The organism is Kitasatospora sp. NBC_00458 (assembly GCF_036013975.1).
In the GTDB taxonomy this organism is placed as follows: Bacteria; Actinomycetota; Actinomycetes; order Streptomycetales; family Streptomycetaceae; genus Kitasatospora.
Genome location: NZ_CP107904.1, coordinates 1,473,161 through 1,491,991 on the forward strand (window position 1 = coordinate 1,473,161; position 18,831 = coordinate 1,491,991).

The 18,831-nt window shown below is 74.5% G+C and carries 17 protein-coding genes and 1 riboswitch; of the genes, 8 read left to right on the plus strand and 9 right to left on the minus strand.

The genetic code is table 11. The features are described from left to right. Nucleotides 1-75: 75 nt before the first annotated feature. The 3 genes from OG550_RS05100 to OG550_RS05110 are packed head-to-tail and all read right to left on the minus strand — an operon-like array spanning nucleotide 76 to nucleotide 2,764. Complete coding sequence (locus OG550_RS05100; protein ID WP_327674972.1) at nucleotides 76-1,419, minus strand: bifunctional 3,4-dihydroxy-2-butanone-4-phosphate synthase/GTP cyclohydrolase II; 1,344 nt, start codon at nucleotides 1,417-1,419, stop codon at nucleotides 76-78. Then, the gene (locus tag OG550_RS05105; protein ID WP_327674974.1) at nucleotides 1,416-2,060 is read right to left on the minus strand and encodes a nicotinamide mononucleotide transporter family protein; all 645 of its coding nucleotides are present in this window, start codon (nucleotides 2,058-2,060) and stop codon (nucleotides 1,416-1,418) included. Before OG550_RS05105 ends, OG550_RS05100 begins: the two co-directional genes overlap by 4 nt. Beyond that, the gene (locus tag OG550_RS05110; protein WP_327674976.1) at nucleotides 2,057-2,764 is read right to left on the minus strand and encodes a riboflavin synthase; all 708 of its coding nucleotides are present in this window, start codon (nucleotides 2,762-2,764) and stop codon (nucleotides 2,057-2,059) included. Before OG550_RS05110 ends, OG550_RS05105 begins: the two co-directional genes overlap by 4 nt. 208 nt (nucleotides 2,765-2,972) lie before the next feature. Continuing rightward, nucleotides 2,973-3,100: riboswitch (FMN riboswitch) on the minus strand. A 226-nt stretch (nucleotides 3,101-3,326) separates the two neighbouring features. On the opposite strand from OG550_RS05110, the gene OG550_RS05115 reads away from it, so the two are divergent. Together OG550_RS05115 and OG550_RS05120 are read left to right on the plus strand one after the other, a co-directional pair. Further along, on the plus strand, nucleotides 3,327-3,575 hold the full coding sequence (locus OG550_RS05115; protein WP_327674978.1) for an SCO4226 family nickel-binding protein: 249 nt from the start codon (nucleotides 3,327-3,329) through the stop codon (nucleotides 3,573-3,575). Between the two features lie 159 nt (nucleotides 3,576-3,734). Continuing rightward, nucleotides 3,735-4,430, plus strand: coding sequence for an MSMEG_1061 family FMN-dependent PPOX-type flavoprotein (locus OG550_RS05120; protein ID WP_327674980.1), 696 nt, complete (start codon nucleotides 3,735-3,737; stop codon nucleotides 4,428-4,430). Between the two features lie 174 nt (nucleotides 4,431-4,604). On the opposite strand, the gene OG550_RS05125 is transcribed toward OG550_RS05120, so the two are convergent. Then, nucleotides 4,605-4,796: a YegP family protein gene (locus OG550_RS05125; RefSeq protein ID WP_327674982.1), complete on the minus strand. Its 192-nt coding sequence runs from the start codon at nucleotides 4,794-4,796 to the stop codon at nucleotides 4,605-4,607. 149 nt (nucleotides 4,797-4,945) lie between these two features. On the opposite strand from OG550_RS05125, the gene OG550_RS05130 reads away from it, so the two are divergent. Continuing rightward, nucleotides 4,946-5,458, plus strand: coding sequence for an HIT family protein (locus tag OG550_RS05130; RefSeq protein WP_327674984.1), 513 nt, complete (start codon nucleotides 4,946-4,948; stop codon nucleotides 5,456-5,458). On the opposite strand, the gene OG550_RS05135 is transcribed toward OG550_RS05130, so the two are convergent. Together OG550_RS05135 and OG550_RS05140 are read right to left on the minus strand one after the other, a co-directional pair. Beyond that, nucleotides 5,455-7,041: an alkaline phosphatase family protein gene (locus OG550_RS05135; protein ID WP_327674985.1), complete on the minus strand. Its 1,587-nt coding sequence runs from the start codon at nucleotides 7,039-7,041 to the stop codon at nucleotides 5,455-5,457. The two genes, OG550_RS05130 and OG550_RS05135, sit on opposite strands and share 4 nt — an antisense overlap. Before the next feature lie 216 nt (nucleotides 7,042-7,257). After that, nucleotides 7,258-8,031: a GntR family transcriptional regulator gene (locus tag OG550_RS05140; RefSeq protein WP_327674987.1), complete on the minus strand. Its 774-nt coding sequence runs from the start codon at nucleotides 8,029-8,031 to the stop codon at nucleotides 7,258-7,260. 392 nt (nucleotides 8,032-8,423) lie between these two features. Here OG550_RS05140 and OG550_RS05145 point away from each other — a divergent pair, with 392 nt between their 5' ends. From OG550_RS05145 to OG550_RS05160, 4 genes are all read left to right on the plus strand, one after another. Further along, nucleotides 8,424-9,536 carry a glycoside hydrolase family 19 protein gene (locus OG550_RS05145; RefSeq protein WP_327674989.1) on the plus strand — a complete coding sequence of 371 codons (1,113 nt, stop codon included), beginning with the start codon at nucleotides 8,424-8,426 and terminating at the stop codon, nucleotides 9,534-9,536. Nucleotides 9,537-9,721: 185 nt separating this feature from the next. After that, nucleotides 9,722-10,801 (plus strand): serine hydrolase domain-containing protein, encoded by a 1,080-nt coding sequence (locus OG550_RS05150; RefSeq protein ID WP_327674991.1) that lies wholly within the window; start codon nucleotides 9,722-9,724, stop codon nucleotides 10,799-10,801. Nucleotides 10,802-11,020: 219 nt separating this feature from the next. Then, a complete protein-coding gene (locus tag OG550_RS05155; protein ID WP_327674994.1) occupies nucleotides 11,021-12,205 on the plus strand; it encodes a thiolase family protein in 1,185 nt (394 codons plus the stop codon). Between the two features lie 83 nt (nucleotides 12,206-12,288). Further along, nucleotides 12,289-12,942, plus strand: coding sequence for a class I SAM-dependent methyltransferase (locus tag OG550_RS05160; protein ID WP_327674996.1), 654 nt, complete (start codon nucleotides 12,289-12,291; stop codon nucleotides 12,940-12,942). Nucleotides 12,943-13,109: 167 nt separating this feature from the next. On the opposite strand, the gene OG550_RS05165 is transcribed toward OG550_RS05160, so the two are convergent. The 3 genes from OG550_RS05165 to OG550_RS05175 all read right to left on the minus strand — a co-directional run bounded on the left by OG550_RS05165 (nucleotide 13,110) and on the right by OG550_RS05175 (nucleotide 14,762). Next, nucleotides 13,110-13,865 (minus strand): class I SAM-dependent DNA methyltransferase, encoded by a 756-nt coding sequence (locus OG550_RS05165; RefSeq protein ID WP_327674997.1) that lies wholly within the window; start codon nucleotides 13,863-13,865, stop codon nucleotides 13,110-13,112. A 133-nt stretch (nucleotides 13,866-13,998) separates the two neighbouring features. Continuing rightward, nucleotides 13,999-14,277, minus strand: a complete 279-nt coding sequence (locus OG550_RS05170; RefSeq protein WP_327674999.1) for a helix-turn-helix domain-containing protein — start codon at nucleotides 14,275-14,277, stop codon at nucleotides 13,999-14,001. Continuing rightward, nucleotides 14,277-14,762: a DUF2975 domain-containing protein gene (locus tag OG550_RS05175; protein WP_327675001.1), complete on the minus strand. Its 486-nt coding sequence runs from the start codon at nucleotides 14,760-14,762 to the stop codon at nucleotides 14,277-14,279. Before OG550_RS05175 ends, OG550_RS05170 begins: the two co-directional genes overlap by 1 nt. Nucleotides 14,763-15,079: 317 nt before the next feature. Here OG550_RS05175 and OG550_RS05180 point away from each other — a divergent pair, with 317 nt between their 5' ends. Then, nucleotides 15,080-18,817 carry a SpoIIE family protein phosphatase gene (locus OG550_RS05180; RefSeq protein ID WP_327675003.1) on the plus strand — a complete coding sequence of 1,246 codons (3,738 nt, stop codon included), beginning with the start codon at nucleotides 15,080-15,082 and terminating at the stop codon, nucleotides 18,815-18,817. Nucleotides 18,818-18,831: the final 14 nt, after the last annotated feature.

Consider the following 18,831-nt stretch of genomic DNA (forward strand, 5'->3'; position numbering starts at 1 on the left):
GTGGGGTGGTTCGGAGGTGCGGTGCCGCGGGGTGCGGCGGGCGGGAGGGGTGCGCGGGTCGGGGACCAGGGCCGGTCAGGAGTCGAGGCCGGGCAGGTCGTGGCCCATCCGGTCGCGCTTGGTCCGCAGGTAGCGGGCGTTGTGCTCGCCGGCCGGGATCTCCACCGCCTCGCGGCCCTTGACCTTGAGGCCGTGCTCGGTGAGCGCGGTCAGCTTCTCCGGGTTGTTGGTCAGCAGGGTGAGCGAGCGGACCCCGAGGTCGCAGAGCATCTGCGCGCCGATGCTGTAGTCCCGGGCGTCCGCGGGCAGGCCCAGGTCCAGGTTGGCGTCGACGGTGTCCCGGCCCTGCTCCTGCAGCTCGTAGGCGCGCAGCTTGTGCGCCAGGCCGATGCCCCGGCCCTCGTGGCCGCGCAGGTAGAGCACCACGCCGCGGCCGGCCTCGGCGACCCGCCGCAGCGAGGCCTGCAGCTGCGGACCGCAGTCGCAGCGCAGCGAGCCGAAGACGTCCCCGGTCAGGCACTCCGAGTGGACCCGCACCAGGACGTCCTCGCCGTCCGGGAGCCGGCCGTCCGCGTCCAGCCCGCCCGCGACCAGGGCGATGTGCTCGACCCCGTCGATGGTGCCCTGGTAGCCGACGGCGGTGAACTCGCCGAACTCGGTGGGCAGCGAGGTGACGGCGGCCCGGCCGACGTGCAGCTCGGTGCGGCGGCGGTAGGCGATGAGGTCCTCGATCGAGATGATCGCCAGGCCGTGCTCGCGGGCGAAGGCGACCAGCTCGGGCAGCCGGGCCATGGAGCCGTCGTCGTTGACGACCTCGGCGATCGCGCCGGCCGGCGCCAGACCGGCGAGCCGGGCCAGGTCGACGGCGGCCTCGGTGTGGCCGGGCCGGACCAGCACGCCGCCGTCGACGGCGCGCAGCGGGAACACGTGCCCGGGGCGGGCCAGGTCGCCGGGCCCGGTGCCGGACGAGGAGAGCAGCCGGACGGTGCGGGCCCGGTCGGCCGCCGAGATACCGGTGGAGACCCCCTCGCGGGCGTCGACCGAGACGGCGTACGCGGTGCCCTTGCGGTCCTCGTTGACCTGGGTCATCGGCGGGAGCTTGAGCCGGTCCAGCTCGTCACCGGTCATCGGGACGCAGATCACGCCCGAGCTGTAGCGGATGGTGAACGCCATCAGCTCGGGGGTGGCGGCGGAGGCGGCGAAGACGATGTCGCCCTCGTTCTCGCGGTCCTCGTCGTCGACCACGATCACGGGACGGCCGAGCGCGATGTCGGAGACGGCCCGCTCGACCGGGTCGAGGACGAGGTCGGGAGCGCCCGCGCGGTCTCCCGCCGGTCCCCCGGCGTACTCGCCGAGGTGCTCACCGGTGTGGTGCGCGGACTGCTTCCCGGACTGCTTCTCGGGCTGGTTCTCGGTCATGCGGAGGCTCCCTGGAGAACGCGGTCGGTCGACGGACGGGCGGTGCGGCCGCGCAGCCACCAGGCGCGCAGGCCGAGCAGGACCAGGACGAAGTAGATGGAGTAGGTGAAGCCGGAGAAGACCAGCCCGTTGTTGAAGGCGAGCGGGACGCCGACCAGGTCGACGGCGACCCAGGCGAACCAGAACTCGACCCAGCCGCGGGCCTGGGCCACCATCGCGGCCAGCGTGCCGACGAAGATGTAGGCGTCCGGCCAGGCGTCCCAGGACAGTTGCGGGTAGACGGTGAACAGCGTGCCGACCGCCAGGGTGCCGAGCGCGGTGCCGGCGACCAGGACGGCGCGTTCCCGCCCGGTGGCGAAGCGGACCGCGACGTCGCCGTCGCCGTGCTTGCCGCGCTGCCACCTCGTCCAGCCCCAGACGGCGGCGAGGACGACCACGACCTGCTTGCCGACGCCGCCGCTGAGGTGGGCGGACCAGTACGCGCCGACCAGGATCACGCCGGAGAGCAGCTGCACCGGCCAGGTCAGCCGGGACCGGCGCCAGCCGAGGGCGAGCGCGGTGAGACCGAGCAGGTTGCCGATGATGTCCGACCGGTAGACGTCCTGGCCGAACAGGTGGACGGTGCCGTTGAGCCAGTTCACTTGTTCTCTCCGGGGTTCGTCTCGGGGAGGGCGGAGGGGTCGGGCAGCCCGGGCAGAGCGGGCAGTGCGGGGAGGGTGCGGGACTCCAGCAGCCGCTCCACGTACTTGGCGAGGACGTCGACCTCCAGGTTGACGCTCTCGCCGACGGCCTTGGTGCCGAGGGTGGTCAGCGCGAGGGTGGCCGGGATGAGGCTGACGGTGAAGCTGTCCCGGGCCGCCTCGACCACGGTGAGGCTGACGCCGTCGACCGTGATCGAGCCCTTCTCCACCAGGTAGCGGGAGACCGACTCGGGCAGCGAGAAGCGCAGGACCTCCCAGCGCAGCTCCCCGGCCGCGTCGCGCTCGCCCGGCTCACGGCTCAACAGCCGCCCGGTGGCGTCGACATGGCCCTGCACCAGGTGTCCGCCGAGCCGGGCGCCGAGGGCCATGGCGCGCTCCAGGTTGATCCGCGAACCGGGCTTCAACTCGCCCAGGCTGGACCGGTGGAGCGTCTCGGCCATCACATCGGCGCTGAACTCGCCGCTACCGGCAGCCAGTTGGTCGGCACTGTCGACGACGGTCAGGCAGACGCCGTTCACCGCGATGGAGTCGCCGTGGCGCGCGTCCTGACAGACCACCGGACCACGCAGGCGGATTCGCGAGGAGTCGCCGATCTCCTCGATCGACACGACCTCGCCGAGCTCTTCGATGATGCCGGTGAACACCCGGGTTCTCCTCGCGCTTGGGGCGCGGACTCCGGGGCTGTGGCATGGGAGGGGACTACGGACGGGGGCACGGGCGCACGGGTCGCGGACCGACGGCACCACCCGTCGCCGGGTCGCCGCCAACCAGCGGACGGCAGAGGAGACCTCTCCCATCGCACGCACCTCCCGAGGCCCACCGGGGGACCACGGGTACCGCTCTCTCGTCCGTCGCGCACGCCTCCCATCCGGACTTTAACCGTCGGTCCAGGAATTTCACCTGGTCAACCGGCCGCTGGCTGCGGACGGGTCGCGGACTGTAACCGCCGGTTCGGATTTTCACCGACCCCGGAGTGCGCTGAACGTCACTGCTACTACGCCGTCATTGTGCCATGATCCGCGCGGCGCCAGGGAGAGGGAGCGGCTGTGGCCTGTTTCACGCGACGGGCGGGAATGCCGGCGGCCGAAGCACACGGCGGATGCGGCACGCGCCGGGCTCCCGGTGGCGGTCCGGGGTGCGCCGGGCGCACGCTGGTGGTAGGCGGACGGCGGCGGCCGCCCGCGGAGTCCAGGAGGTGCGAGCGCGATGGCCAAGTTCATGGACGTCCACCACGGGATGGCCGGCATCACGCAGGAGGAGCTGCGGATGGCGCACCAGGCCGATCTGGCGATCCAGGCTGAGGAGGGCGTGCGGTTCCAACAGGCGTGGGCCGACCCGGAGTCCGGCATCGTCTACTGCCTCTCCGAGGGGCCGTCGAAGGAGGCCGTGCAGCGGGTCCACGAGCGTTCCGGACACCCTGCGGACGAGGTGCACCCGGTGCCGCTGGTCGTCTGAGCCGGCAGCCGGTGCCCTGAGGCCGCCCGGCCGGTACTCAAAGCGCGGGGCCCGTGCTCAGAGCGCGGGGACCTGGACGAAGTGGGTGACCTCGGGCGGGCGGGTCCTCTGCGGGCTCCTCCGAGCGGTCGCCGGAGGGCCCTCGGCTAGATTTCCGGTATGACCACCACACCGGAGACTGTCGAACCGTCAACCACCGGGCCGAACCGCGCGGCCGGCCTGTTCGAGGCGCTCAGCGCGGACGCCGTACGCGACGCGGCGGGTCTGCGGGAGGTCTACGAGCAGCCCGGCGACCACGCCCGGCGCAAGCAGGTGGACCACATCCACGAGGTGGCCCGCCGGCTGATCGCCTGCTCGTCACTGGTCTTCGTGGCCAGCGCGGACGCCGCGGGACGGTGCGACGTCTCCCCGCGCGGCGGGCCGGCCGGGCTGGTGTCGGTACTGGACGAGCACACCCTGGCCATCCCGGACGCGACGGGCAACAAGCGGCTCGACACCCTCCACAACGTCATCGAGACCGGACAGGTCGGTCTGATCTTCGTGGTGCCGGGGCGGGACACCACGCTCCGGGTCAACGGCCGGGCCTGCGTCTCCACCGACCCCCGGCTGCTGGAGCAGCTGACGGCGGTCGGGAAGCCGCCGCGCAGCGCGATCGTGGTGGCGGTCGAGGAGGTCTACGCGCACTGCCCGAAGGCGCTGCTGCGCTCCTCGGCCTGGAAGCCGGAGAACTGGCTCGCCGCGGACGCCCAGCCGACCTCGGCCGAGGTCACCCTCTCCCACCTGGGGGACCCGGCGCTCACCATCGAGGCCATCGAGCAGACCGAGCGGGAGGCACTGCTCTACCGCTACGAGTAGCGGGCGGAACGGCACGCGGGCGGGGCGGGGTCGGCGCGCGGGCGGGGCGGGGTCGGCGCGCGGGCGGGGCGGGGTCGGCGCGCGGTCGGCGGGACCGGCCGCAACGCGGGAGGCCGGACCGGACGTGCTTTCCCCGTCCGGTCCGGCCTCCCGCGTGTGCGCCTCGGGCCGGCGTCAGGCCGCGGCCTTGGCCACGTCCACCACGGGCGCGCCCGCGGCCGCCCGCTGGACCGCCTCGACGCCCTTGTGGGCCGCGTCCTTGCTCGCGTAGCCCTGGCCGGTGGCGACTATCTCGCCGTTGCCCGCCTTGAGCCGGAACCGGAACTTGCCTCCGGCGTCCTCGTACACCTCGAACTTGCCCGCCATCCGGGCCACCTCCTCGTCGACGGGGCGCGCCGCGCGCCCCTCCTGCACGGTGCGCCCGGAGCCGGGCGGGCCGCACCCGGTCGGGGTCCGGACGGGTGACGCCGCCGCACCGGCGCGCCGGGAAGGCGGGGGGCCGTTTGAATGGACGGATGGACTGCGTCTTCTGTGCGGTGGTGGCGGGCACCGAGCCCGCGCACCGGGTGCTGGACGACGGGGCGGCCGTCGCCTTCCTCGACCGCCGGCCGCTCTTCCCCGGCCACGTGCTGGTCGTGCCGCGGGCCCACCACCGCACCCTCGCGGACCTGCCGGAGGCGGAGGTGGGTCCGTTCTTCCTGCGGGTGCAGCGGGTGGCGGCGGCGGTCGAGCACGGGATGGGGGCGGCGGGCAGCTTCGTCGCGGCCAACAACCGGATCAGCCAGTCGGTGCCGCACCTCCACGTCCACGTGGTGCCGCGCAACCCGAAGGACGGGCTGCGCGGCTTCTTCTGGCCGCGGGGGAAGTACCCCGACGAGGCGGGAGCGGCGGAGGTCGCCGCACGGCTGCGGGCCGCGCTCACCCCGCCGGGGGACGCCGGCCACCGGGCGGAGGGCCAGGCGGAGGGCCAGGCGGACAGCCGGGCCGGTATCCGGTCGGGTGACCGGTCGCGTGACCGGCCCTACTAGCCGACCCGGACGTTGTCGAGCACCCAGTACCAGTTGTTGCCGCCGGTGTAGCGGAACCGCAGCCGCAGCCGGCTCGCGCCCGCCGGGACGGCCAGGCCGAAGGTCTGCACGCCGTTGGTGTCGGCGGTGTAGCTCTTCACCTGCACCGGCGTGCCGCCGTCCCAGACGGCGAGCACCTGCGCGGTCTGGGCGCCCTCCGGCCGGTAGTAGGTGGTGAAGGAGACCGGCACGGTGGCCAGCCCGGCGACCGGGTACTCGGGGGTGACCAGGGTGGAGTCGTAGCCGCCCTTGAAGGTCTTGTCGGCCCACTCGTCGGAGTCCGCGACGGCGAACACGTTGCGGGAGCGGACGTTCAGCTCACGGGACTGGTCGCGCTGGGCCTTGGTCCAGAACTCGTCGGTGGTGAACGACCAGCCGCGCCACTCGGTGACGCCGCCGGTGCCCATCGCGGAGTTGTCGACCGACCAGCCGCTCGGCGGGGTGTGGGTGAAGCCGAGGACCCCGGCCGCGATGCCGGTCTCGTCGACCCGGCCGGTCAGCTGCGGGCGCAGCGCGTCGAAGGCGTCCGGGACGAGGCTCGGGATCGGGCTGCCGTCGAGGCCCCAGGCCGGGTCGAGGGCGATGCCGAGGTGGGCGAGGGCGGTGGGCGCGATGTCCACCATGCGCACGTCGTACCGGACCGAACCGGCCGGGAACGCCGAGCCGTTGGCGATGACGAAGGTCTGCCGCTCCTCCCAGGTCGAGCCGCCGTGGCCGCCGGTGGGGGTGTGCCCGTGGTCGGCGGTGACCATGATCAGCCAGTCCTCCTGGGCGTAGGAGGCGCGGCCGCGGACGGCGGCGAGGATCTGGCCGACCTGGGCGTCCACGCCGCGGATCGCGTCCAGGTAGGCCGCGCTGGCGGAGCCGCTGCTGTGGCCGGCGTGGTCGACGTTGTCGAGCTGGACGAAGACCGCGTCCGGGTCGGTGTCGCGGAGCCGGGCGACGGCGCGCGAGGTGGTGCCGGCGTCGTACTCGGCGGACGGGGTGGCCACCCGGGTGTCGACCCGGCCCGAGTAGATGGTGGCGGCGATCGGCGCCCAGGAGGCGACGACGTAGGTGTTCAGCGCGGGCCTGGCGGTCTCGGCGCGGGTGAGGAAGTCGGGGTAGGCGGCGAAGGCGGGGGCGGTGAAGTCGTTGTCGCGGACGTTGTGCTTGTCCGGCCAGACGCCGGTGGCGACGGTGGACCAGCCCGGGCCGGAGGAGGTGCCCGCCATGGGGCTGGTGTAGAGGCTGCCGGCGGCGGTGAGGCCGCCGGCCATCAGGGCGGCGAGGCTGGTGGTGCCGGCGTCCTTGATCCGGTTGAGCATGGTGCCGTCGAGGCCGATGACCAGCACCTTGGGGGTGCGGGCGGCCGCAGCGGCCGGTGCCGCCGCGGCGCCCGTGGTCGCGGCGCGGGCGGCGGTGGCGGTCAGCGGGCCGGCGGCGAGCACGGCGGCGGCCGCGCCGAGGAGCAGACCGCGGCGGGAGGGGCCGGGGGTGGGCTCGGGGGTGGTGGCGGGGGTCTGGGACTGCGGGGTCACGTCGTCCTCCTGAGGCTGCGTCATGGCGAGGAAGGGAGCGGTGACCACGGTCGGACCGACGGGTGGACGGCGGTGGCCCGGCTCCCGACCCGGGCGTGAACAGCGCTCGAATTCGGTCCAGACCCGTTATGATCCCGTGATCATGGGGAGAGTGCGGGTGGCGGTCGAGCGGGACCACGGGACGGCAGGGCAGGCGGCGGGAACGGCGGGACGGCGGGCAGACGGTGGGGACGGCGGGCGTCAGCCGGATTCGAGGCGGGTGGTGAAGCTGAACCGGTCGCCCCGGTAGAGCGAGCGCACCCGCTCCACGGGGACGCCCGACGGATCCCGGGTCAGCCGGTGCAGCAGCAGCATCGGCAGGGCCGGCGGGGTGCCGATCAGCAGCGCCTCGCGCGGGGTGGCCAGCACCGTCTCGATCCGCTCGTCGGCGGCGCCGAAGGTGATGCCCGCCTTCTCCGCCAGGAACGCGTACAGCGAGGAGCCGGGGTCGAAGTCCCGGTCCAGCGCCGGGACCCGCCCGACCGCCAGGTAGGTGCTCTCCAGCCCGACCCGCTCGCCGTCCGCGAGCAGCACCCGCTCCAGGTGCCAGACCGGCTCACCCGGCCCGATCCGCAGCTGCCCCGCCAACTGCGGGTCGGCGCCGAGCCGCTCCAGCCCGATCAGGGTGCGGCCGGGGACGCGGCCCTGACGGCGCACCCCCTCGGTGTAGCTGGCGAGCGAGAGCGGCTGCTCCAGCTTGGGGCCGGCCACCACGGTGCTGCGCCCGCGCCGGCGGACCCGGCCCTGGATCAGCAGGTCGCGCAGGGCCTGGCGGAGCGTCTCGCGGGCCACCTCGAAGCGGGCCGCCAGCTCGCGCTCGGTCGGCAGCACGCCGCCTTCGCCGAGCTCGTCGAGCAGTTCCTCCAGCCGGCCCTTGACGGCGTAGTACTTGGGCACCCGGCCGTGCTCCGGGATGCCCGACCTGATCGGTGCGCCGGGGCCGGACCGGGCGGCGGGGTCAGGGGTCTCGTCCACCCGCCCATCCTCCCAGACCGCGGGGCGCGGACCGTGCACGGACCGTGGACCGCCGGGGCGCGGACCGTGCACGGACGGGGCCGGGGCGCGGCGGGCGGCGCACCCGCCGCACCCCGGAGCGGGGCGCCGCGCGGGCCGCCCGCGCCGGCCCGGCCGACCGCCCGTGACGGGTGCGGCGGACGGGGCCGGAGCTGCCGGAATCAACACGCAATCCCCCTGAGGCACTTGACAGGTTTAGACCAATCCGCTTGAGTCTGGGCCAGCCCCGCACCCGGCTCACACCCCGGTCGGCCCGTCCCCCACGACGAGCCCCCACACCGCGGGGCCCACTCCCTGCCCCGACCTTCCCGCCTCCACGACCGTGCGGCCCCCACCGCACAAGGGGTGATCAAGTGTCAACGAAACGCCTGCTCGCACTGCTGTCCGCCGTCGTCACGGCGCTGGCGGTCGTCCTGCTGCTGCCCGCCGCCAACGCCAGCGCCGCCGTCTGCGCCGCGCCCTGGAGCTCGTCGGCCGTCTACACCGGCGGAACCAGCGCCTCGTACAACGGCCACAACTGGTCCGCGAAGTGGTGGACCCAGGGTGAGGCCCCGAGCACCGCCGGCTCCGGCGTCTGGGCCGACCAGGGCACCTGCGGCACCGGCCCGACCCAGACCCCCACGCCGACGCCGACGCCCACCTCCGGGAACTGCACCTACCCGGACTGGGTCGCCGGCCGCACCTACACCACCGGCACGATCGTCCGGTACGTCAACGGCAGCCACTACCGGGCCACCCACGACAACCCGGGCTACGACCCGGTGATCAGCACCTGGTACTGGGAGCCGTACAGCTGCGGCCCCGACCCGACCCCGACGCCCACCACCACCGTGACCCCCAACCCGGGCGGATTCCCGGTCAGCCAGGCGCAGTTCAACCAGATGTTCCCGAACCGGAACACCTTCTACACCTACCAGGGCCTGCTCGACGCCCTGAGCGCCTACCCCGCCTTCGCGGGCACCGGCACGGACACCGTGCGCAAGCAGGAGGCCGCGGCCTTCCTCGCCAACGTCAACCACGAGACCGGCGGCCTGGTCTACGTGGTCGAGCAGAACACCGCCAACTACCCGCACTACTGCGACGCTTCGCAGTCGTACGGCTGCCCGGCCGGCCAGGCCGCGTACTACGGCCGCGGCCCGATCCAGCTGAGCTGGAACTTCAACTACAAGGCGGCCGGCGACGCCCTCGGCATCGACCTGCTGCGCAACCCCAACCTGGTGCAGACCGACCCGGCCGTCGCCTGGAAGACCGCGCTCTGGTACTGGAACACCCAGACCGGCCCCGGCACCATGACCCCGCACAACGCCATCGTCAACGGGTACGGCTTCGGCGAGACCATCCGCAGCATCAACGGCAGCCTGGAGTGCAACGGCGGGAACCCCGCGCAGGTGCAGAGCCGGATCAACGCCTACCAGAGCTTCACCCAGCTGCTCGGCACCGTGCCGGGCTCCAACCTGAGCTGCTGACGCCTGCCGCCCGGCGGCCTCCCGGCCCCTGACGGCCCCGGTCCGCGCCTGCCCTCCGCCCCCACCGCCGCCCGCACGCACGCGGGCGGCGGTGGGGGCGTACCTCCGGCGGACGAACGTCGCGGGCCCGAAATCGTCGCCACGGTGGACGTCATGACGGACCGGGGCCTCCTAGGCTCGGCACCATGAACGACCTTGGCAGCCTCGTCCAGCAGACCGCCGACCGCCTCGCCGGCCAGCACGTCGGCGCGGTGGTCGCCGGCCTGGCCGGCGGCACGGTGGAGATCCGCGGCGCAGGCCGCACCGGCCCCGGCGGCACCGGCGGCACACCCGGCCCGGACACCCTGTTCGAAATCGGCTCGGTGACCAAGGTGTTCACCTCGCTCGCGCTCGCCCGGCTGGCGCTCGCCGGCACCGTCGCACTCGACGAGCCGCTCGCCGACGTCCTCGCCGACGCGCTCCCCGCGGGCGTCTCCGTCCCCTCCAGGGGCGGCACCCCGCTCACCCTCCAGCACCTCGCCACCCACTCCGCGGGCCTCCCCCGGCTCCCCGCCGGAATGCTGCTGCCGGCCCTGATATCCCCCAACAAGCCCGACCCGTACGCCCACTGCAGTGCCGGGTTCCTGCTCGCCGGGCTGGCCCGGACCAGGCTGCGCGCCACCCCCGGACGCAGCTTCCGCTACTCCAACCTCGGCGCCGGACTGCTCGGCCTCGCCCTCGCCCACCGGTCCGGCCTCGGCTACCAGGAGCTGGTGGCGCGGGAGGTCTGCGCCCCGCTCGGCCTGACCGACACACTGGTCGCGCCGGACGCCGAACGGTCCGCCCGGCTCGCCCCCGGGCACACCGGCGGCGGCCGTCCCGTCCCCGGCTGGAACCTCGCCGACCTCGTCGGCGCGGGCGGCCTCCACTCGACCGCCGCCGACCTCGCGGTGTTCGTGCGGGCCCAGCTGGCGTCCGGGGCGGACGACGACGGCTCGCCGCTGGCGCCCGCGATCGCGCTCACCCGGGAGGTCCGGCACCGGGTCAACCCGGTCGCCTGGATGCACCTCGGCTGGCTCGGCCACCGGCTGCACCCCCGCCAGGGCGGCCACCTCCAGATCTGGCACAACGGCGGGACGGGCGGCTACCGGTCGTTCGTCGCGTTCGACCCGGAGAAGCAGGTGGGCGTGATCGCCCTGGTCAACACCCGCCGCTCCGTCGACCCGGCGGGCGTCGCCCTGCTGCGCACGCTGCAGAAGTCCCACGCGTCGGGCGGGGCGGCGTAGCGCCGGCGCGGGGCGGCATAGCGCGGACGCGGCGAGGCATAGCGCGGACGCGGCGAGGCGAAAGGCGCAGCGGACCGGGCGCCCGGTGGGGGCGCAGCGGGCCGGACGCCGGTGGGTAGGGATTCCAAACGTGCCGACTCTTCGGTAGGTTTGGATTTCCAACCCAGCCACCGCGCCCGGGCGGCCGCCCACCCGTGCCCCCGGAGGAAGGCGGACACCATGCGTGACGCCGTCATCGTCGAAGCCGTCCGCACCCCCGTCGGCAAGGGCAAGCCCGGCGGCGCCCTCTCCGGCGTCCACCCCGTGGACCTGCTCTCCCAGACCCTCCGGGCCCTGGTCGACCGCAGCGGCATCGACCCGGCCCTGGTCGACGACGTGATCGGCGGCTGCGTCGACCAGGTCGGCGAGCAGGCCATGAACACCACCCGCTACGCCTGGCTCTCCGCCGGACTGCCCGAGTCCGTGCCCGCGACCACCGTGGACCGCCAGTGCGGCTCCTCCCAGCAGGCCGTCCACTTCGCCGCCCAGGGTGTCATCGCCGGCGCGTACGACCTGGTGGTCGCGTGCGGGATCGAGTCGATGAGCCGGGTGCCGATGTGGTCCAACGTGCCGCCGGGCGCCGACCCGTTCGGCGCCGCGATCGCCGCCCGCTACCCCGGCGGCCCGGTCCCCCAGGGCATCAGTGCCGAACTGATCGCCGCCCGCTGGTCCCTCTCCCGGGAGGAGATGGACGCCTTCGCCGCCGGCTCCCACGCCAAGGCCGCCCGGGCGCACGCCGACGGGCTGTTCGACGCCGAACTGGTCCCGGTGACCACCCCCGGGGGGACGGTCACCACCGACGAGTCCGTCCGCCCCGGCACCACCCCCGAGGTCCTCGCCGGCCTCCGCCCCTCCTTCGCCGACCCGTCCTACGCCGAACGCTTCCCCCAGATCGACTGGTCGGTGACGGCCGGGAACAGCAGCCCGATCAACGACGGCGCCTCCGCCGTCCTGATCGCCGGCGCCGACACCGCCGCCCGCCTCGGCCTGCGCCCGCTCGCCCGCCTGCACTCCTTCGCGGTGACCGGCTCCGACCCCCTGCTGATGCTCACCGGCGTCCTGCCCGCGACCGGGAAGGTCCTGCGGCGGGCCGGCCTCAGCCTCGCGGACATCGACCTGTTCGAGGTCAACGAGGCCTTCGCCGCGGTCCCCCTGGCCTGGCTCCGCGAGACCGGCGCCGACCCCGCGCGGCTCAACGTCAACGGCGGCGCCATCGCCCTCGGCCACCCGCTCGGCGCCAGCGGCACCCGCCTGATGACCACCCTCGTCCACACCATGCGCCGACGCGGCAGCCGGTACGCCCTCCAGACCATGTGCGAGGCGGGCGGCCTCGCCAACGCCACCGTCCTGGAGTCGCTCGCCTGAACCCGCCGACGCCGCCGACCCGCCGACGCCGCCGGGCCGCCGACCCCGCCGGGCCGTCGGCGGCGGGTGCGAGGATGTCGGCCGTGACCGATCAGTCCGCCATCACCGACTACTGGAACGCCGCCGCACCGACCTTCGACGACGAGCCCGACCACGGACTCGGGGCCGAACGGACCCGCGCCGCATGGACCCGGGCGGTCGGGGGCTGGTTGCCGCCCGCCCCGGCCGACGTGCTGGACGTCGGATGCGGAACCGGCTCGCTCAGCCTGCTGCTGGCCGAAGCCGGGCACCGGGTCACCGGCGTGGACCTCGCACCGGCCATGGTCGCCCGGGCCCGGCGGAAGCTGGCCGCGGCCGGACTGCCCGCCCGCTTCCTGGTCGGCGACGCGGCCGCGCCGCCGACCGGCGACGGGAGCTTCGACGCCGTGCTGTCCCGGCACCTGCTCTGGACGCTGCCCGACCCCGGGGCCGCGCTCACGCAGTGGGCGGCACGGCTGCGGCCCGGCGGCCTGCTGGTGCTCGTCGAGGGCCGGTGGCGCGAGTCCGGCCCGCCCGGCGTGCCGTACGTCGCGGGGGCGGAGCTGCTGCCGTGGAACGGCGGGGTCGGCGCCGACGACCTGGCGGCCGCGGTGCGGCCGCTGGTGACGGAGCTGCGGATCGAACCGCTCGATACGGACGCGGACCTCTGGGGCCGTCCGGTGGACGACGAGCGGTACGCCCTGATCGCCCGGACGTGATCAGGGCGTACCGGGGCCGGGCCGGGCTGTTCCCGCGCCCGTTCCCTCGCCTGCTCCCGCGCCTGTTCCCGGCTGGTGCGGGCCGGTCCGGGTGCGGGCCGGTCCGGGTGCGGGCCGGTCCGGGTGCGGTGTCGGCCGGACCGGCGCCCGGTGGGCCCTCGCCCCGGTCAGCCGGCCGGCTTCTCCCAGACCGACACGTGCCGGGCACTGTCCTCGGTGAAGGGCTCGCGCGCCCAGCCGCCCCAGCGGTCCCGCAGGCGCAGCCCGGCGAGGCGGGCCATCAGGTCGAGCTCGGCCGGCCAGACGTAGCGGAAGGGCACCGTGCGGGCGGAGGCACGGCCGTCCTCCGCGATGTCGATGTAGTGGCAGGTCGCGTCCTGGGTGACGGTGTCGTAGACGGTGTAGGCCCACCCGGTGGGCCCGGTGCGGAACGGGACGATGTTCTGCCCGGCCGGGATCCTGCGCAGCTCCGGCACCATCACCTCGATCACGAAGCAGCCGCCCGGCGCGAGGTGCTCGGCGACGTTGCGGAAACAGGCGACCTGGGCGTCCTGGTCGGCCAGGTTCATGATGGTGTTGAAGACCAGGTAGGCGAGCGAGAAGGGCCCGTCCGCCGTCGTGTCCGCCCTCGTGGTGGCGAAGTCCCCGATCGACACGCCGATCCGCTCGCCCCCGGGCTTGGCCCGCAGGCGCGCCACCATCGCACGGGACAGCTCGATGCCGTGCACCGGAACGCCCCGCCGCGCGAGCGGCAGCGCGATGCGCCCGGTGCCGATCCCCAGCTCCAGCGCCCGCCCGCCGGCGGCGAGCCCGGCCAGGAGGTCCGCGGTCAGCTCGATGACGTCCGGCTGGAACTCGGCGCCCGAGTCCTGGTCGTAGTGCTCCGCCGCGTGCTCTCCGAAGTACCCGTCCTCATCGGTCACCGGCGCACCGTACCCCGGCTCCGGCCGCGCGCGCCGCCCTTTTCGCTCCGCCCGGCCGGCGGGGCGACGGCGACCGGATCCCCACCGCCCGAACGGGCGCGCGGGTACGGGGGGCGCGGGGACGCCGCCGCCCTCACGGCAGCGCGCTCCCCTCCCCGCCGCCCTCGGCGTCGTCAGCGCCGTCGGCGTTCTCGACACCCCCGGCGCCCTCGGTCTCCCAGCGCAGCAGGTCGCCCGGTTGGCATTCGAGCGCCTCGCAGAGCGCGGCGAGGGTCGCGAAGCGCACCGCCTTGGCGCGGCCGTTCTTGAGCACCGCCAGGTTGGCGGGGGTGATCCCCACGCGTTCCGCGAGCTCGCCCACGGACATCTTCCGCCTGGCCAGCATCACGTCGATGTCGACGGCGATCGGCATCAGATCACCTCGTCCAGCTCCGCCTGCATCTGCGACGCCTCGACGTCGCGCGCGACGGCCTGGACGAGCAGCATCCGCAGCACGAGCACGATGAGCGCGACCCCCAGGATGGCCAGGCCGATCCCTCCCATGATCACGGTGACGCCCGGGTCCTCCCGCTGGCCCGGCGCATTGACGGCCGTGACCGCGAACCACACGAGGGAGGCCGCCACGATCGCGCCGATCACGCCGTCCACGTAGCGGAAGGCGGCGGGGGAGAACACGGTGCCGCGCCGCACCATCGCGACCAGCCGCCACACGCAGACCAGGGCCACCTGGGCCGCCGCCATCCCCAGGATCGTGATCAGGCGCAGCGGGGTGAGCGGGAGCGACCCGTCCTCCGGATCGGTGGCCAGGGCCCACACCATCGACAGCTGTACGAACACGGTGCCGGCGAGCACCACCGTGAGGACGGCGCGCAGCGCACGCACTGTCAGCTTTCCCATGACCGATCCTTCCATCGATTTGCGATCGAAACCTATCGATTTTCGATAGGCGCGGCAAGAGTCGGGAGGGCGTGGCCAGCAGCGACCACAGACCGTGACGGGGCGCCGCCCCCTCGCGCCCCCTCGCGCCCGCCCTCCCGCCCGGCCGCCCCGCGACACGGCGCAGGCCCACGGCACGGCGCAGGCCCACGGGCCGGCGCGGGCCCACGGACCGGCCGGCCGGAATGCGTGCCGCGCGGGTGGGCCGGGGCGCGTGGGAAGATGGCAGGGCTGGTGCAAACGATCTCCGGGCGGTTCTCTGGCCATGGTGAACGAGCATGGTGAACGAGCGGCATGACGCCGGCGGGCCGGAACGGGCGCGCGGCGGTGAACCGGGCGGCGAAGGCGAACCCGGCGGGGAGCCGCGCCAGGACGACGCCCTCCTGATGGTGCCGATCGCCACCGCCCTGATCGAGGCCGACGGCCGCATCCTGCACTGGAGCAACGACGCCGAGGCACTGCTCGGGTACTCCCCCGAGGAGGCCATCGGCGCCCGGGCCGCCCAGCTGCTGGCCACCGACGACCAGCGGCCGGACGTGCTGGAGCTGTTCCAGGAGATCCTGGACGGCCGCGGCTGGTCCGGCGTGTTCGCGGTCCGGCACCGGGACGGCCACCACGTCAACCTGGAGTTCCGCACCCACCCGATCTCCGGGCCGGGCGGCAGCCCGCTGGTGCTGGCCGTGGCCTCGGACGTGACGACGCTGCGCCGGATCCAGGCGGACCTGGCGGTGCTGGACGGCTTCTTCACCCAGTCCCCGGTCGGCATGAGCGTCTACGACACCCGGCTGGCGTTCGTCCGGCTGAACGAGGCGCTGGCCCGGGTCAACGGGCTCTCGGTGGACCAGCACCTCGGCCACCGGCTGACCGAGCTGCTGCCCGGCATCAACGGCGCGGAGAGCGAGGCGGTGATGCGCCGGGTGCTGGAGACCGGCGAGCCGGTCGTGGACGCCCGTTCGCACGGCCGGACCCCCGGCGACCCGACGCACGAGCACGCCTGGTCGGCCTCCTACTTCCGGCTGGAGGACCCGGGCGGCCGGGTGCTCGGCGTCAGCTCGACGGTCATCGACATCACCGAGCGGTTCCGTGCCGACGCGCGCGCCGCCCGGGCTCAGGAGCGGCTGTCGCTGCTGGTCGACGCGACCGCCTCGATCGGCACCACCCTGGACCTCCGGCAGACCGCCCGCGAACTGGCCGACGCCATGGTGCCCCGGGTGGCCGACATCAGCGGCGTCTTCGCCCTGGAGGCGCTGGCCGCCGGCCGGACCGTCGAACCGCCGGACCCGACCTCGCCGCAGCAGGTGCGCCGACTGGCCCTGGCCACCACCGACCCGCTCTACCCGGCGGAGGCGCTGCCGGTGGACGCGGTGTACGAGGTCACGCCGGACACCCCCTACGCCCGGGCGCTGGCCACCGGCCGGACGGTGGTGGTGCCCTCCTGGGAGCTGCCGCCGCTGAGCGACGGGATCAGCGAGAGCCGCCGCCAGGCCTACCTGGGCGACCGGCCGCGGTCGGTGCGGATCACCCCGCTGGTGGCGCGCGGCACCACCCTCGGCATGATCGTGTACTCGCGGCGCGGCGAGCGGGAGTCCTTCGCCGAGGCGGACATCACGCTCGGCGACGAGCTGGCCTCCCGGGCCGCCGTCGCGATCGACAACGCCAGGCTCTACCTGCGCCAGCACCAGACCGTACTGGCCCGGCAGCAGGCACTGCGCGAGGCGAAGGCCGCCCAGGAACGGCTGGCCCTGGTGAACGTCGCCTCCACCCGGATCGGCACCACGCTCGACCTCGCCCAGACCGCGATGGAGCTGGCCGAGGTGGCGACACCCCGGCTGGCCGACACGGTGGTGGTGGAGGTGCTGGACGACCTGGTGCGCGGCGAGCGCGAGGCCAGGCCGTCGCCGGACGGCTCGGCGGTGCTGCGGCGGATGGCCTTCCACTCGGTGCACGGCTCGACGCTGGCGCCGATCGACCGGACCGGCGGGGTGCAGCGGTTCGTCCCCGGCTCCCCGTACGCGTGGGCGCTCACCCACCGCAGACCGGTCCTGGTGCCGAGGATGGACGCGGCCGGGATGGCCTGGTTCGCCGACGACCCGGTGCGCACGGCGGCGGTGCACGAGCAGAACGTCCGCTCGTTCATGGTGGTGCCGCTGATCGCCCGGGGCTCCCCGGTCGGCGTCGCGGCCTTCTACCGGACGGTGCTGGACCACCCCTACGAGGACGACGACCTGGCGCTCGCCGGCGAGCTGGCCGTCCGGGCGGCCGTCTCGATCGACAACGCGCTGCTGTTCACCCGGGAACGGGACGCGGCCGCCGCACGCCAGCGCGCACTCGACGAGGCGTGGGCCGCACAGCAGCGGCTGTCGCTGCTCAACGAGGCCTCCAACCGGATCGGCACCACGCTCGACCTCGACCGCACCGCCGACGAGCTGGTGGAGGTGGTGATCCCCCGGTTCGCCGACTTCGTCACCGTCGACCTGCGGGAGGCGGTGCTGAGCGGCGAGGACCCGGCCCCGGTCCCGGCGGACGGCTCAGTGCTGATGCGGGCGGTCGCCGTCGGCGAGGCGGCCGCCGACGGCACCATGTCCCGGGCGGCCGACCAGGTCGGCGCGACCTCGCAGTCCGCCAAGGTGTACGCGGAGAGCCTGCGCACCGGCCGCTCGATCCTCATGTCCGAGGTGGACGAGGCGGCGCTGCGCCGGATCGTGGCCTCGCCCGACCGGGTGCAGCCGGGTCTGGACGCGGGGGTGCACTCGTACCTCATGGTGCCGCTGCTGGCGCGCGGGGTGGTGCTCGGCGGCGCGGAGTTCATCCGCACCCGCAACCCGCTGCCGTTCGGCGCGGCGGACCGCGCGCTGGCCGAGGAGCTCGCCGCCCGCACCGCGCTGGCCATCGACAACGGCCGGCTCTACCGGCGGGAGCGGGACACCGCGCTCACCCTGCAGCGGAGCCTGCTGCCCCAGGAGATCCACCGCACCCTGGGCCTGGAGATCGCCTACCGGTACCTGCCCAGCAGCGTGGTGAGCGAGGTCGGCGGCGACTGGTTCGACGTCGTCCCGCTCTCCTCCGGCCGGGTCGCCCTGGTGGTCGGCGACGTCATGGGCCACGGCATCCGGGCCGCCGCCACGATGGGCCAGCTCCGCACGGTGGCCCGCACGCTGATCACCCTGGAGCTCTCGCCCGACCGCGTCATGCACCGCCTGGACGAGGCCACCACGGCGATCGGCGAGGGCCAGTTCGCCACCTGCGTCTGCGTGGTGTACGACCCGGTGGGCCGGCACTGCACCGCCTCCTGCGCGGGCCACCTGCCGCCGGTGGTGGCCGAGACCGCGGGCGACGCCCGGCTGGTCGACCTGCCGCCCGGAGCCCCGCTCGGTGTGGGCGGAGTCCCTTTCGAGAGCGTCGAGTTCACCCTCCCCGAGGAGGGCGTGCTGGCCCTCTACACCGACGGCCTGGTGGAACGGCGCGGCCGCGACCTCGACGAGGGCCTGAACCTGCTGTGCCGCACCATCGCCGCCGGCCGGCACCGGACACCGGAGCAGCTCTGCGACGCGGTGCTCGCCGAACTCACCGGCCGCACCAGCGAGGACGACATCGCCGTCATCATCGCGCAGGCCCGGCCCGCCGGTTCCGACCGGATCGCCACCCTCCCGCTCGGCGACGACCACGCCATGGTCGCCCACTCGCGCCGCTTCACCCGGGAGACGCTCGCCGAATGGGGGCTGGGCTCGCTCGCCGAATGGGCCGAGCTGCTCACCAGCGAACTCATCACCAACGCCCTGGTGCACGCCGGATCCCCCACCCAGCTGCGGCTGTTGTGCAACCGCACGCTCACCGTGGAGGTCGCGGACCGGGACGCCGAGTCGCCCCGGATGCGCCGCGCACAGGAGGAGGACGAGGGCGGGCGCGGCATGCACCTGGTCAACGAGCTGGCCCACCGCTGGGGCAGCCGGAAGACGCCGGACGGGAAGGTGGTCTGGTTCGAACTGGAGCTTCCACCCGGCCTGTTGGAGCGGTAGCGGCAGCCTGCGGG

Coding starts and splice junctions, on each gene's coding strand:
- OG550_RS05100 (WP_327674972.1), bottom strand. CDS start 1,419: ATGACCGAGAACCAGCCCGAGAAGCAGTCCGGGAAGCAGTCCGCGCAC.
- OG550_RS05115 (WP_327674978.1), top strand. CDS start 3,327: ATGGCCAAGTTCATGGACGTCCACCACGGGATGGCCGGCATCACGCAG.
- OG550_RS05120 (WP_327674980.1), top strand. CDS start 3,735: ATGACCACCACACCGGAGACTGTCGAACCGTCAACCACCGGGCCGAAC.
- OG550_RS05125 (WP_327674982.1), bottom strand. CDS start 4,796: ATGGCGGGCAAGTTCGAGGTGTACGAGGACGCCGGAGGCAAGTTCCGG.
- OG550_RS05130 (WP_327674984.1), top strand. CDS start 4,946: ATGGACTGCGTCTTCTGTGCGGTGGTGGCGGGCACCGAGCCCGCGCAC.
- OG550_RS05135 (WP_327674985.1), bottom strand. CDS start 7,041: ATGACGCAGCCTCAGGAGGACGACGTGACCCCGCAGTCCCAGACCCCC.
- OG550_RS05150 (WP_327674991.1), top strand. CDS start 9,722: ATGAACGACCTTGGCAGCCTCGTCCAGCAGACCGCCGACCGCCTCGCC.
- OG550_RS05155 (WP_327674994.1), top strand. CDS start 11,021: ATGCGTGACGCCGTCATCGTCGAAGCCGTCCGCACCCCCGTCGGCAAG.
- OG550_RS05170 (WP_327674999.1), bottom strand. CDS start 14,277: ATGCCGATCGCCGTCGACATCGACGTGATGCTGGCCAGGCGGAAGATG.
- OG550_RS05175 (WP_327675001.1), bottom strand. CDS start 14,762: ATGGGAAAGCTGACAGTGCGTGCGCTGCGCGCCGTCCTCACGGTGGTG.
- OG550_RS05180 (WP_327675003.1), top strand. CDS start 15,080: ATGGTGAACGAGCGGCATGACGCCGGCGGGCCGGAACGGGCGCGCGGC.